Annotated in this window: 17 protein-coding genes; 12 read left to right on the forward strand and 5 right to left on the reverse strand. The window is 43.7% G+C overall.

The window, feature by feature from the left end; genetic code table 11:
• Positions 1 to 77: 77 nt before the first annotated feature.
• The gene (locus ACRC32_RS13130) at positions 78 to 1,259 is read right to left on the reverse strand and encodes a class I SAM-dependent methyltransferase (protein ID WP_438554390.1); all 1,182 of its coding nucleotides are present in this window, start codon (positions 1,257 to 1,259) and stop codon (positions 78 to 80) included.
• Between the two features lie 404 nt (positions 1,260 to 1,663).
• Between ACRC32_RS13130 and ACRC32_RS13135 the strand changes: the two genes are divergently transcribed.
• The 5 genes from ACRC32_RS13135 (at position 1,664) to ACRC32_RS13155 (ending at position 3,204) form a co-directional block, all read left to right on the forward strand.
• Positions 1,664 to 1,963 carry a BrnT family toxin gene (locus ACRC32_RS13135; RefSeq protein ID WP_438554391.1) on the forward strand — a complete coding sequence of 100 codons (300 nt, stop codon included), beginning with the start codon at positions 1,664 to 1,666 and terminating at the stop codon, positions 1,961 to 1,963.
• Positions 1,953 to 2,237 (forward strand): hypothetical protein, encoded by a 285-nt coding sequence (locus tag ACRC32_RS13140; protein ID WP_438554392.1) that lies wholly within the window; start codon positions 1,953 to 1,955, stop codon positions 2,235 to 2,237. The genes ACRC32_RS13135 and ACRC32_RS13140 overlap by 11 nt, the downstream gene beginning before the upstream one ends.
• 29 nt (positions 2,238 to 2,266) lie before the next feature.
• Positions 2,267 to 2,455 (forward strand): type II toxin-antitoxin system HicB family antitoxin, encoded by a 189-nt coding sequence (locus ACRC32_RS13145; RefSeq protein WP_438554393.1) that lies wholly within the window; start codon positions 2,267 to 2,269, stop codon positions 2,453 to 2,455.
• A gap of 258 nt (positions 2,456 to 2,713) precedes the next feature.
• Positions 2,714 to 2,887: a hypothetical protein gene (locus tag ACRC32_RS13150; RefSeq protein WP_438554394.1), complete on the forward strand. Its 174-nt coding sequence runs from the start codon at positions 2,714 to 2,716 to the stop codon at positions 2,885 to 2,887.
• Positions 2,884 to 3,204, forward strand: a complete 321-nt coding sequence (locus ACRC32_RS13155; RefSeq protein WP_438554395.1) for a hypothetical protein — start codon at positions 2,884 to 2,886, stop codon at positions 3,202 to 3,204. Before ACRC32_RS13150 ends, ACRC32_RS13155 begins: the two co-directional genes overlap by 4 nt.
• A 144-nt stretch (positions 3,205 to 3,348) precedes the next feature.
• On the opposite strand, the gene ACRC32_RS13160 is transcribed toward ACRC32_RS13155, so the two are convergent.
• The 3 genes from ACRC32_RS13160 to ACRC32_RS13170 form a co-directional block, all read right to left on the reverse strand.
• A complete protein-coding gene (locus ACRC32_RS13160) occupies positions 3,349 to 3,696 on the reverse strand; it encodes a type II toxin-antitoxin system PemK/MazF family toxin (protein ID WP_438554396.1) in 348 nt (115 codons plus the stop codon).
• A complete protein-coding gene (locus ACRC32_RS13165) occupies positions 3,696 to 3,935 on the reverse strand; it encodes a hypothetical protein (protein ID WP_438554397.1) in 240 nt (79 codons plus the stop codon). The genes ACRC32_RS13160 and ACRC32_RS13165 overlap by 1 nt, the downstream gene beginning before the upstream one ends.
• A gap of 290 nt (positions 3,936 to 4,225) precedes the next feature.
• On the reverse strand, positions 4,226 to 4,465 hold the full coding sequence (locus ACRC32_RS13170) for a UPF0175 family protein (protein WP_438554398.1): 240 nt from the start codon (positions 4,463 to 4,465) through the stop codon (positions 4,226 to 4,228).
• Positions 4,466 to 4,800: 335 nt separating this feature from the next.
• Between ACRC32_RS13170 and ACRC32_RS13175 the strand changes: the two genes are divergently transcribed.
• From ACRC32_RS13175 to ACRC32_RS13200, 6 genes are all read left to right on the forward strand, one after another.
• Entirely contained in the window at positions 4,801 to 4,950 is a 150-nt protein-coding gene (locus ACRC32_RS13175; protein WP_438554399.1) for a hypothetical protein, read from the forward strand.
• 369 nt (positions 4,951 to 5,319) lie between these two features.
• Positions 5,320 to 8,727 (forward strand): phycobilisome rod-core linker polypeptide, encoded by a 3,408-nt coding sequence (locus tag ACRC32_RS13180; protein ID WP_438554400.1) that lies wholly within the window; start codon positions 5,320 to 5,322, stop codon positions 8,725 to 8,727.
• Positions 8,728 to 9,221: 494 nt separating this feature from the next.
• On the forward strand, positions 9,222 to 9,707 hold the full coding sequence (gene apcA, locus ACRC32_RS13185) for an allophycocyanin subunit alpha (RefSeq protein ID WP_015156256.1): 486 nt from the start codon (positions 9,222 to 9,224) through the stop codon (positions 9,705 to 9,707).
• 55 nt (positions 9,708 to 9,762) lie between these two features.
• Positions 9,763 to 10,248, forward strand: a complete 486-nt coding sequence (gene apcB, locus ACRC32_RS13190; RefSeq protein ID WP_015156257.1) for an allophycocyanin subunit beta — start codon at positions 9,763 to 9,765, stop codon at positions 10,246 to 10,248.
• A 435-nt stretch (positions 10,249 to 10,683) separates the two neighbouring features.
• Positions 10,684 to 10,887, forward strand: coding sequence for a phycobilisome linker polypeptide (locus ACRC32_RS13195; RefSeq protein ID WP_015156258.1), 204 nt, complete (start codon positions 10,684 to 10,686; stop codon positions 10,885 to 10,887).
• Positions 10,888 to 11,038: 151 nt separating this feature from the next.
• Entirely contained in the window at positions 11,039 to 12,211 is a 1,173-nt protein-coding gene (locus ACRC32_RS13200) for an FtsW/RodA/SpoVE family cell cycle protein (RefSeq protein WP_438554401.1), read from the forward strand.
• 5 nt (positions 12,212 to 12,216) lie between these two features.
• Here ACRC32_RS13200 and ACRC32_RS13205 read toward each other — a convergent pair whose 3' ends face one another.
• A complete protein-coding gene (locus tag ACRC32_RS13205; RefSeq protein WP_438554402.1) occupies positions 12,217 to 12,576 on the reverse strand; it encodes a DMT family transporter in 360 nt (119 codons plus the stop codon).
• A gap of 427 nt (positions 12,577 to 13,003) precedes the next feature.
• Here ACRC32_RS13205 and ACRC32_RS13210 point away from each other — a divergent pair.
• A partial coding sequence (locus ACRC32_RS13210; RefSeq protein ID WP_438554403.1) for a cytochrome c biogenesis protein CcdA occupies positions 13,004 to 13,223 on the forward strand: 220 nt, incomplete at its 3' end.

A 13,223-nucleotide genomic window follows, 5' to 3' on the forward strand; every position in this document is an offset into this window, starting at 1 on the left:
ACGCTGACGCTAATGTTTCGACTCTAATGAGCCACGTAGAATCATACCACGTTGCGGTAACAATACTTAAAAAAGAGTTAACCAGGCGAAAGTACGATTAGTTGTTGGGAAAGGAGCGATCGCACTCCTTCTAAGCCCAACTCTAGGTTAGCCAAAATTTCACCTACTGTTAACTTTCGATCGCAAGCCTGTAGAAATTCCAGTTCTGATTCTGTTAAGTTAACTATTTGGTAGTCGTAGTTAAATAAGCAGTGACTCGGAAAGCCATCTATACAAGGATTTAGTTCGGGAATGGCGGCGAGTAGGGCTGCATCTGACGACCAATCGGCTTGCGGTAGCGGTGGACGACCTAAGAAAAATTCGTAATGGGTGACTTCTGGATCTAATAGTTCGATTAAACGATATTTGGCGCGATCGCTCAATCCGTTAGTTCTTTCCATTAATGCCGGATCTTTGCCCAAAAGTCGCTCTATTTGCCAGAAATTGGGATTAGAAAAGCCCAAGAAAGTCAATCCCGAAGCGTCAATTAAATCGAATAAAGTATCAATATTGTAGTCAATCTCTTGCGGATGAACGTACATATCTGCAAAACATTCATCTCGCTGATTTTCCATCGCCCAACGTTCTTTTTCGCGTTTGACAAGACGATTGTTTTCTGGTAAAGAGGCAAATAGTTTTCTACCAATTTGTACGCCATCGCGGTAATCGCCCTGTTTGTCATTTTGCAGGAGTGCGATCGCCTGCTGCATTAATTTGATTTCCCAGCGCCCTATTTCCCCATACACGAAAATGTGCATGATTCCGCCTGGGGCTAGTTTAGATGCAATGGCTTGAATCCCGCGGATCGGATCTGGTAAGTGGTGCAGCACTCCCACGCAGTTAATTAAATCGAATTCTCCTGGTAACTGTTCCGCGTCGTACAAACTCAGGTGATGGAATTCAACGCGATTTGCACCCGAACGCTGACAGCGTTCCCGCGCCACAGCTAAAGCACCCGCACTTAAATCGATTCCGACAACTTGGGCTTTAGGGTTGAGGTGAACTAAGTATTCAGTTCCTACCCCAGTACCGCAGCCAGCATCGAGAATGCGGATATCTTGTTTTTGCGGTTTTTGTCCGGTACAGAAGCTATAGGCGGCTAGCCAATTCCAGCGCCAGTTATAGCCTGGGGGTGGTTCGTCGAGTAGCGGTTCTGGGGGAAAGGGATATGTATCGTAGAGTTTAGCGACAGCAGCACTAATGCTTTGGGAATCTGACATGGAAGGGCTATGAGGGCAGCATCAATGTAGTGTAGCGGAAGACGGGTTACAGGTGCTAAGCAAGTCAAAAGTTAAAAGTCAAGAGTTTAAAAGTGAAAATGTAGTTCAAGTAAAGCTGTTGTCTGCTGTCGGGAGTCTTCAGAGTTAGACCCAGTGATGGAAAAAATGCAATATATGTCTCTACCGCGTGAGGATTGGTGATGTATCGCGGCGAACTGTCAAACACACCAGACAACGTTTTATTAGTGCGTGATGCCATAGGTTTTTCTAGAGATTCAGTTGCTAGTGTCTCTCAGATATTCACTGTAGATTGAGCATTTTTATTTAAGCAAATAGGTTAATTACATACAGTCCCACTAATATTGTATTGACAATGTAAATACGGTATATTTACACTATGAGGCATGGACACCTACTTCGTGCTGAATGGCATTACCTTTGTATGGAATGAGGAAAAAGCTCAAAATAATTTCAGCAAGCATAATGGAATAACATTTCAGCAAGCCGCAGAAGCCTTCTTCGATCCGTTTTTAGTTGTGATGGATGCCAGTCGCAATGATGAAGCGCGGGATGCAATTATTGGCATGGATAGTCGATGGAATCTTTTATATGTGGTTCATATTGAGTTCGAGCGAAACAACATAATTCGGATTATTTCAGCTCGGAAAGCAACGCGCAAGGAGCGCGAACACTATGAAAACTGAAACTTTGAAGAAACGATTAGATAAGAATCGCCCCATGACTACTATTACCATTCGTATTCCTGAAGATGTAGTGGACGATTTAAAACGTTTAGCTCCACTACTCGGATTTTCTGGTTATCAACCCTTAATTCGAGCATATATTGGTCAGGGACTTCGAGTAGATCTTGAGCGTTTGGAAGGTAATACGGTTTCTGCATTAATTACTAGTCTAAAACGTCACGGTGTAAGTGATGAAGTTATTCATAAAGCTCTTAGCGAAGCTACTCATGAGTGAATGCTACTCACTTAAGTAATAAATAATAGTTGGATGAAAACTGGCTGTTTCTAGTCACGATTCTAGAATTTAGCGATCGCGTTGTTATGCCTTTTACTCATGGTAAAATACGCGAGGAAGCAATTCGTAGTGGTGAAGAAGTAATTGAAATGTATTTGGAAGCTTGGCAAGCAGAAGGTGAATCCATTCCCGAACCCAGCACGCTTCAAATTGCTTGATTACTATTCTAATTTCAGCACTATGGGCTACGTGTTGTGAAGTTCAGCAATCCAGATCTAATGCTTTGAAGGTTTGACGCAATGTAGTGTAGTAGGTACTATTGGGCGGATCAATGGGGCGAGGCGATCGCCTAGACAAAAGTGATAACAAATACAGAAATTACATACTTTACATTCAACAATGATTGACTCTAATAAGTTTGGGGAACACTATGGATAGGCACATTTAGTTTGTTCTCATGCACTTGAAAAAAAAGTATGTGGTTTATCTTTAATTGGTTATCATGGTTAACTTCTCTAGTCTTGCAACTATGGAATATTTTACCTGAGCAAGCAAAACGTCAAATTATTGAACTAGTTATCTCAGCAATGGAAGAGATAATTCGTGCTTACTATAAAAATTACAAAAATGAAGGTAAGGATAAAAAATGAGCAGCTTTAAAGATTTTATGGATAACGCTAGAGAGTCATCAGACCAGAGTTTACCAGCATCAAACATATCTCTGGCTAATATTCAATCTTCTTTAGCTATTTCAATTAGCGCAATTACATCACCGTTTTTCAAGCCTAATGAAGAACAAAAGTTTTCAGAACAGGTATCTAGTTTAGTTCAAAACGATGCTTTTCTGTCCGAATTGAGTGACCAAATTGGTGAACCACAAGTAGATGAGTCTGAGGAGAATTTTGTAAAGCGTAGTAGTGATGTACTAAGGAAAATGCTATATAAGCATTTTGGTATTAAAGAATAAGCTCGTTTGTGTAGCCGTAGGTTTCAACTTGCGGCTACTTTTAATATGTATCAAAAACGCGTTAGCGAAGCTGAACGAAGTTATCGCTTTTAGGGAAGTATATCGGATTTTGCGATCGCGCTTAATCTCTAGAAGCCAGCACTTTCATGTAAGCTGAAAAGCTTGAATCATAGCAGTATTTAATTGCTGAATTTGATTGCTTCCTAATTTGCCTAATCGCCTTGTAATTAACCTACGTTCAAGGGTAACAATTCGAGTTACTCTGACTTTAGAACTTACCTTTAATCCAGTACCCGCGAATTCTGAATCTGAAGAATCAATGACAAACTCCCCAATACCTAAATTAGAAAGACTCTGCGATGAAATAAAACATAGGGTAGCGTCTTGATTATTAGAGTCTGCCCATATTACTATAGCAGGACGTAATTTTGTCTGCTGCAAATCTGTAAACGGAAACGGAGCCAGGACTATATCGCCCTTTGTTAAACTCACTATATAGGCTCTCCATCTTTAAGCGAGTATAAGTCTGGCTCATCTGCTAAGAAATCGAAAGCTCCTCCAGTTTGAGCGAGTTTCACAATCTCATGGGTGTTAGGTTCAGAAGAATCCCAAAATAGTTTTGTTTCTAACAATTTTCTTTCTTCCGGTGAAAGTGACAAAATTACTTGTATAAGTGATTCGACCAGTTGTGTATTCATGTCTTTAGTTTTTAGTTCTGTAAATACAGACATGGAAAATATCGTATCTCTATAAAATTATTTTAATCTGTACAAGCAGATTTAGCTTGTGTAGTTCTGTAAGTTTCAAGCTATCGGCTACTTTCGCTCTGTGCCAAAAATGCGCTCGCTTTTAGGGAAGTATATCGGATTTTGCGATCGCGCTGTGGAGCGATCGGTTTAATTACTTGGCGATCGCTAAATCCTAACTATCTTCTATTTCATCTGCTGCATTTAAAATATCTGTAAACAATTGGCTATTACCAGATTTAAGATAGGAGAGGTGTTACTCACAACCGTCATTACTAACTCATTTCCTGCAACGTTTTGAGATCTTCCTGAAATTCGGCTACGTCGTAGTGAACATATAAATTTCGATCTGCCAGCAATTTTTGAAACTGCATTCGATGCATTCCCAGCAATTCACTAGCTTTCCCCAAACTAATTTTGTCTTGCTGAAAAACCATAAGAACAATTTCTATGAAGAATTCACGTTCGGATAAACCACTTGCTTTTATGATGTCATCGAAAATGATCGAACTCATTGATTTGCTTTTAACTCTATTTTTTGAATCGTAGTAGATAGAGCGAGTCATTACTGAGTCACTTTGTTGGCTACTTTCGATCTATGCCAAAAATGCGATTGCCTCTTTTAAGGAGATTTAATTACAATTGGCGATCGCTCTCTCACACATCTTATGATTAACTTAAATTGCTGTGATTAGGAACAAAGCGTGGCACAGGTAGTAGTAGAAAAACTGACTTTAGAAGAGTTTCTAAAGCTACCAGAAACAAAACTAGCTAGCGAGTATATTGACGGACGAATTATTCAAAAAAGGTAACTGGGAATATTTTGCATTGTCTGAGTCATAGTAGCCAAATGGGATGGCTAGTCGATCCTGACGAGCGATCGCTTTTAGTTTACCCTTTGGCACAGCAACCGCAACTGTTGCAAGAACCGATTCAAGTGCTACCCGTTCCTGACTTAGTAGCCGATCTGCGAATAACAGTAGACGAAGTATTTGGATAGCTCAAACTGTAAGCTAATGCGATCGCCACCCCACCCTCAACTCTCAAGTCGGCGATCGCCTCTCACATAACTTCAGTATTTGTTGCAAAACTTATAATTTTTCTCAGTACTTATGTTGTAAGCAAGACTACATTCAACGGCATTGAGATTGAGAAAACTACACACTTCTTAATATAGCGGTGTAAAGAGTCCAAAACGTTCTAATCTAAAAGCTGACCAGGTTGATTTCAGGCGATCGTCACCTCATATAAGTGAAGAAAAATTCCCTTTCTGGGGAGGGAAAAACCTAAAATAAACAAACGTGAATTCATTCACACCCTGGTCAGACTTAACACAGTAACGATTATTGATGGGAGCTTAAGAAATCTAATGAGTGTTAAGGCAAGTGGTGGAAGCTCAGTTGCACGTCCGCAACTATATCAAACGCTAGCAGTCGCAACCATTTCCCAAGCCGAACAGCAAGACCGCTTTTTAGGGCGGGGCGAACTGGACGAGTTAGCCAACTATTTCGCCTCTGGCAATAAGCGGCTAGAAATTGCTGAAACTTTAACAAAAAATTCTGAGATTATTGTATCCCGTGCCGCTAACCGCATCTTTGTCGGTGGTTCGCCAATGGCTTATCTGGAAAAACCCAGAGAAACAGAAATGGCGATGGCAGCAACTGTGCCGGATGTCAAGGAAGGCATGAAGCTAGGAACTGTCACCTACGTTGAGAGTCGGGGCGGCGGTTTCTTAGAGGGATTGCGATCGCTTTTTAGTGCTAGTCCTGGTGGTGGTGGCGGTGGTCCTACACCTCCTGGTTTTCGCCCCATCAACGTCGCCCGCTACGGTCCTGGGAATATGCAAAAATCCCTGCGGGACCTGTCGTGGTTTTTACGTTATGCAACGTATGCGATCGTAGCTGGCGATCCAAATATTATCTCCGTCAACGTGCGGGGTCTGCGGGAGATCATTGAAAACGCCTGTTCTGGCGAAGCAACCATTGTCGCATTGCAAGAAATGCGGGCATCGGCGCTGTCTTATTTCCGCCAGAATCCTGAAGCAGCAAATATTGTTGCTCAGTACATGGACGTATTGATTACAGAATTTAAAGCCCCTACACCTTCTAATAAACTGCGTCAGCGTCCTTCGTCCGACCAGCAAGGGTTACAACTGCCACAAATCTACTTTAATGCGGCAGAAAGACGACCCAAGTATGCGATGAAGCCAGGGCTATCGGCAGGGGAAAAGAACGATATTGTTAAAGCTGCTTATCGCCAAGTCTTCGAGCGCGATATTACCCGCGCTTACAGCCAGTCGATTTCTTACTTGGAATCTCAAGTGAAGAACGGCGATATTTCCATGAAAGAGTTTATTCGCCGCTTAGCAAAATCGCCCCTGTATCGCAAGCAATTTTACGAGCCATTCATCAACAGCCGCGCCCTGGAATTAGCTTTTCGTCACATTTTGGGTCGGGGTCCGAGTTCTCGCGAAGAAGTTCAGAAATATTTCTCGATTGTTTCTAACGGTGGCTTATCAGCACTGATAGACGCGCTGGTAGATTCTCAGGAATACTCCGACTACTTCGGGGAAGAAACCGTACCTTATATTCGCGGTCTGGGTCAAGAAGCGCAAGAGTGTCGTAACTGGGGTCCACAACAAGACCTGCTCAATTACAGCGCCCCCTTCCGCAAAGTACCGCAATTCATCACGACATTTGCGGCGTACAATAGACCGCTACCCGACCAACATCCGTATGGTTCCGGTAACGATCCGTTAGAAATTCAGTTTGGGGCAATCTTCCCGAAAGAAACTCGCAACCCTAGCAGCAGCCCTGCACCTTTTGGTAAGGATACTAAGCGGATCTTGATCCACCAAGGACCAGGTATCAATAACCAAAACAGCAACCCGAGAGCGCGGGGTGAATTCCCTGGCACTTTGGGCGCGAAAGTCTTCCGCTTGGATCAAATTCCAGCAACGGGTGGGAGAAAATCTCCTACAACTTCTAGCGTTAGATTCTCGGAAAGTTCGACTCAAGCCGTGATCCGCGCCGCTTACCTACAAGTATTCGGACGGGATGTGTACGAAGGACAGCGGTTGAAGGTAGCTGAAATTAAACTGGAAAACGGTGAAATTTCGCTACGGGAATTTATCCGCGCCTTAGCTAAATCGGATCTATTCCGCAAGCTGTATTGGACACCATTCTATGTCTGTAAGGCGATCGAATACATTCACCGCCGTCTGTTGGGTCGTCCAACTTATGGCAGACAAGAAAACAACAAATACTTCGATATTTGCTCGAAGAAGGGCTTCTACGCTCTAGTAGACGCAATTATCGACAGCCCGGAATACGGCGAAGCTTTTGGGGAAGATACCGTACCATACGAGCGTTATCTGACACCCCAAGGTCAAGCACTGCGATCGCTGCGTACTGGTAGCATTCGTGAAGATGTCGGCGCAAGAGTCGATAAGGAAGAAACCCCCCGCTTTGTCGAACTGGGTGCTGTTACCGAAATGCGGACGCAGCCAGATATTCAGACTCGCGTGGCTCAAGGTGTTACCAAGCAGCGGGAACAAACGAAGATCTTCAAGCTAGAAGAAAACAGCGACAAAGTAGCCGTACAAACGATTATCCGTGCTGCTTACCGTCAAATCTTCGAGCGCGACATCGAACCCTACATCGCCCAAAACGAATTCACCGCCCTAGAGAGCAAATTAGGCAATGGTGAAATTACTGTTAAGGAATTTATCGAAGGGTTAGGAAATTCAAACTTATATCTCAAAGAGTTTTACGCTCCTTATCCCAACACCAAGGTCATCGAGCAGGGAACCAAGCATTTCTTAGGACGCGCCCCCATCGACCAAGCCGAAATCCGCAAGTACAACCAAATCCTCGCAACTCAAGGTTTACGCGCCTTTATTGGGGCAATGGTTAACAGTGCGGAATACGCTCAGACCTTTGGCGAATACTACGTGCCTTACCGTCGCTTCCCCACCTTGCCAGCAGCTAACTTCCCGAATACTGAGAAGCTATACAACCAGCTGACGAAGCAGAACGATGATATCGTCGTTCCCAGCTTCGAGCCAGTACAACCGCGCATGGCAACAGAAAATATGCCATTAATGGCAAAAGCGATCGCGGATATGGCAGCTAAAGCACGGCAGGTTGACAAGAGCAAGCCGCTATTTATCGAACTCGGTCGCTCTTACAACGACGGACGCGGACAATCTGTAGAAGTTGGTGTGGGTACGACTCGCCGCAAACCTGCGCGGATCTACCGCATGACACAGGGAGCCAACCAAGGGGAAACTGCTCAAGTTATCAACGCGATTTACTGTCAAGTCATGGATGTATTCAGCGGTCAAGTACCTAGCTACTTCCGCCGTTCTGACTTGGAGAGCAAACTGCGTAACGGTGAAATCTCGGTGCGCGAATTTATCCGTACTTTGGCTAGCTCCGAAATTTACTGTCGTCGCTTCTACACCCCCTATCCCAACACCAAGGTAATTGAATTCCTATTCAGACACCTATTGGGACGCGCACCTGCAACTCAGGGCGAAATCAGACAGTACAACAAACTATTGTCTGAGGGCGGATTAAAAGTGGCTGTAGACGCAATGGTGGAGAGTCCAGAGTATGCCCAGTACTTCGGTGAAGACGTAGTGCCGTACCGTCGCTATCCGTCTCTCCCTGCTGGTAACTATCTGGGTAGCGTTAAGGCTGCGGCTGACTTAGTGAAGCAGTCTTGGTCCGATCTATCTCCTTCGTTGTTAGCGCAGTCGTTCGGGCAGCGGTAATTGACACGGGAAGATCCCCCCTATCCCCCCTTAAAAAGGGGGAATCAGAACTGTAAAGTTCCTTCACTGCTTCACAAAAGTGGAACGAGATCCATAAGTCTCCCTTTTTGGGGCGAACTAGATCCACAAGTCCCCCTTTCTAAGGGGGATTTGGGGGGAGCTTGTTCTGTTTGCGAAGAATTGCAAAGTTTAATTGCAATCCCTAGCCCCCAGCCCCTCTTTCCAGTCCCAATTCTGAATTCTGAAAGAGAATGTTACAAACTGTTAAGAGCTGAATCAGAAGATGAACGCAATGCCGCAAAATATTTGCGGTAGGTAACTGAGATTAACAACTTGTGTAGATGCGATCGCGCAAGTCTTCTGCGAAGCGAAATAACTCTGATAGCCTACAAGCTGTTGGGTTACGGTAAAATCCAGAAGTGGCACTCAGTCACCCCCACGATTACACCAGTTATATATAAACCTGGTTTCATTTTTTTGGAGGAATCAGTTAAATGAGTATCGTCACGAAGTCTATCGTGAATGCCGACGCAGAAGCTCGCTACCTCAGCCCTGGCGAACTCGATCGGATCAAAAGCTTTGTTACCAGCGGCGAACGCCGTCTGCGCATCGCTCAAGCTTTGACCGACAACCGCGAGCGGATCGTGAAGCAAGCTGGCGACCAATTGTTCCAGAAGCGCCCTGACGTTGTTTCTCCTGGTGGAAATGCTTACGGTCAAGAAATGACCGCTACCTGCTTGCGCGACCTAGACTACTACCTCCGCCTGATCACCTACGGAGTTGTAGCTGGCGACGTTACTCCCATTGAAGAAATCGGGATTGTTGGCGTGCGCGAAATGTACAAATCCCTCGGTACACCCATCGAAGCAGTAGCAGAAGGCGTTCGCGCTATGAAGAACGTAGCTACCTCAATGATGTCTGGTGAAGACGCTGGCGAAGCTGGTTCTTACTTCGATTACCTCGTCGGAGCTATGCAGTAGAGCGTTTGCTCTCTACTTGTCGATCTTTTTACGTGTGACATAAGGAAGCAAAGAAATGCAAGACGCAATTACCTCTGTAATCAACACTTCAGACGTTCAAGGTAAGTACTTGGACACCGCTGCTATGGAAAAGCTAAAAGGCTACTTCCAAAGTGGCGAACTGCGAGTTCGTGCTGCTACCACCATCGCTGCTAATGCTGCTGCGATCGTTAAGGAAGCTGTAGCTAAGTCCCTGCTGTATTCTGATATCACCCGCCCAGGTGGTAACATGTACACCACTCGCCGCTATGCTGCTTGCATTCGCGACCTCGACTACTACCTCCGCTATTCCACCTACGCAATGTTGGCTGGCGATCCTTCCATCCTCGACGAGCGCGTACTCAACGGTTTGAAGGAAACCTACAACTCCCTCGGCGTACCCGTAGGCGCTACCGTACAAGCTATCCAAGCGATGAAAGAAGTCACCGCTAGCTTGACTGGTCCCGACGCTGGTAAGGAAATGGGTGTATACTTCGACTACATCTGCTCTGGCTTGAGCTAAGAGTTGGATCTTTAAAGTAGTAGCTGCGATCGCAGGCTACTAAGGCAATCGTCTAAATCAAGTCTGGGAGTCGGTCGTGAGTGCTAGAACGTTCTATCGCCTGTCTGACTCAGTGGTGAGAGTATAAGCGATCGCGCTTTAGTATTGACGATTTACTCCCAGCCTTCGATTAATTCAGTTAACAGAGACGTTACATGTAACATCTGTACAGAGTTGTCAGGAATTGCTGTTAACTGGGGAAAATTACACGTCAAGTCATTAAAAAGTTTTTGAGAAAATCTACCTGGCGCTCTCGAATAGCAGTGAAACTTATGGGAGAATTAAGGGTAGTAAATAAATAGAGTGCTAATTTGGTAAGAACGTTACAGCACTGACAAGCACTCGAATAAGTTGACATCAAAAATTTTCTACATTCTTTACAGGAGATTTTGAACGATGCGGATGTTTAAGGTAACAGCTTGCGTCCCCAGCCAAACTCGGATTCGGACGCAGCGCGAACTACAAAATACCTATTTCACCAAACTGGTTCCTTACGACAACTGGTTCCGCGAGCAGCAACGGATCATGAAAATGGGTGGCAAAATTGTGAAGGTACAATTAGCTACTGGAAAGCCTGGAATGAACACCGGTTTGCTGTAATTGCAGCTTTCTTCATAAGTTTCAATTAGTAGGGGCGCACCATTGTGCGCCCCTACTAGTTTTATACATATGTATCGGATCGAAAGCGCGATCGCCCCTTTTGCAAAAACATCCGCTATACTCCTACTGTCCTCACACAACCATAGCTGTCGTGAAGCTGCTACGTCGGATCGTCACCTTTTTCTTCCCTCCTGTTTCCCAATGGGCAATCCTGCCAAGATTACTGCATTGGATGACCTTTCTCTGGTTATTCATCGGATTAGCGGTTCTCTTTTCTGCTTCCTATGTCGAAGGCGAAACTATGGGAGATGGTTTTTACTATGTCAAGCGTCAACTGGCATGGATATTTATTGGATTATTAGGATTTAACTACGTCATCCATTCCCCGCTTAAAAGAATCTTAAATGTCTCCCATTGGTTCTTTCTGATTTTACTAGGATTACTATTTTTGATTTTCGTTCCTGGAATGGGAATAAAAGTGAATGGTGCTATGCGCTGGCTGAATCTGAGGATTATAGCAATTCAACCATCGGAATTAATCAAGCCATTTTTAGTCCTCCAAAGTGCGAAGATTTTTGGTAGATGGCATCAAATTAGCCCAGGAAATCGTATTCTCTGGGTATTAATTTTTATTTTGATGCTAGGGGGGATTTTACTACAGCCAAATCTGAGTATGACAGCTCTGTGTGGTATGAGTATATGGTTAGTAGCGCTAGCAGCTGCCGTACCCTATCTTTACTTAGTACCTGCGGCATTATTAGGAGTTGGAACTGCGGCGCTGAGTGCAATGCTGCGACCATACCAAATGAAGCGATTGATGTTGTACCGTAATCCTTGGCAAGATGCATCAGGACATGGATATCAATTAGTACAAAGTTTAATTGCTATTGGTTCCGGTGGAATTTGGGGTAAGGGATTTGGCTTATCACAACAAAAGTTATTTTATTTGCCAATTCAATATACCGATTTCATTTTCGCTATTTTTGCTGAAGAGTTCGGCTTTGTTGGTTGCCTTTTACTATTATTAATGTTGATGGTTTATGCAACTCTGGCTTTACTTGTAGCGTTTAATGCCCGCAATCCAGTTTTTAGATTAGTTGCGATCGGGGCAATGATATTGATGGTAGGGCAATCTTTACTTAATATTGGTGTAGCGACAGGAGCGCTACCAACTACAGGTTTACCCTTTCCACTCATGAGTTATGGTGGAAATTCAATGATGACAAGTTTAATTATTGCTGGATTGCTAATTCGTGTCGCCCGAGAAAGTAGCGAAGCAGAAATTGTACCTTTTCAAGAGCGAAAACAAGAGCGGTTTGTTTAAAATCTCTATTCTTTACCTTGTAAAAAACCCATGCCAGCAACAATAAAACTGACACCAATGACATTGATGTAAGACAAACTTTCTTGAAATAAAACAACCCCAAATAAAACTGCTAGGATTGATTCTAATCCTAGTACGACAATATATGTTACTCCTAGCGTAGCCTTACGCATGGCAACAGTCTGTATACTAGCTCCAGCAATAAAGAAGATGTATACCAATAAGGTAGGAATAGGCTGAGATAACCCTTCAGATAGCTTCATGAATACACCGCCAATGGTGAAGAGAATTGCTGAAATCAGAACCATGAATAAATACATATCTAGCTCGTATTTGAAATTGTAATTGAGTTTTTGTTGACTCATAACGTTGCTTGACTAAATTATTTTTAGTTAGTCAAAATCAAGTGTGTTAAACAATCTAAAGTCATGATTCATAAATTTTTTATTAAGAAACTATGTATCGTAAAGGCTAACCAATAGATTATTCCTCCGTACATCTGCTGTACATCCGCAACTTTACGGAATATTCACTAGGGATGTATTTAGATTTAATTACAATTTGTAAAATAAAATAAGTCAGAGTCAATTATTCAGCAAAACAGCAAGAGATTCTGACTGTTGTAACTAGATGCATCAAAACTGTAAAAACAATCTAACGATCGTCTAAATAATCGCAAAAATTGTGGTATGCCAGCGTTTTTTCCAGTCGTGCGATCGCCTCTAGCGCCAGGAAAAGGCATGAATTAAGCTAAAATGCAAGCATAGTCAGCATTCCATCACGTAGCTGTCCATGCTGGAAACCATTCAAACTCAGCTCTACAAACTCGAACAATTTGCCGATCTCTTAGTCGCCGAGCAGTTATCTCATTTGGGCTGGGTCAGCATAGGTATTATCTTTACAGCAGGGTTGCTGACTAGTCTCACACCCTGTATGCTTTCCATGCTGCCCATCACCATCGGTTACATTGGTGGTTATGAAACTAAAAGTCGCTGGCAAGCCGCAGCTCAAT

The sequence above is a fragment of the Chroococcidiopsis sp. genome (assembly GCF_051657925.1).
Lineage (GTDB): Bacteria > Cyanobacteriota > Cyanobacteriia > Cyanobacteriales > Chroococcidiopsidaceae > Chroococcidiopsis.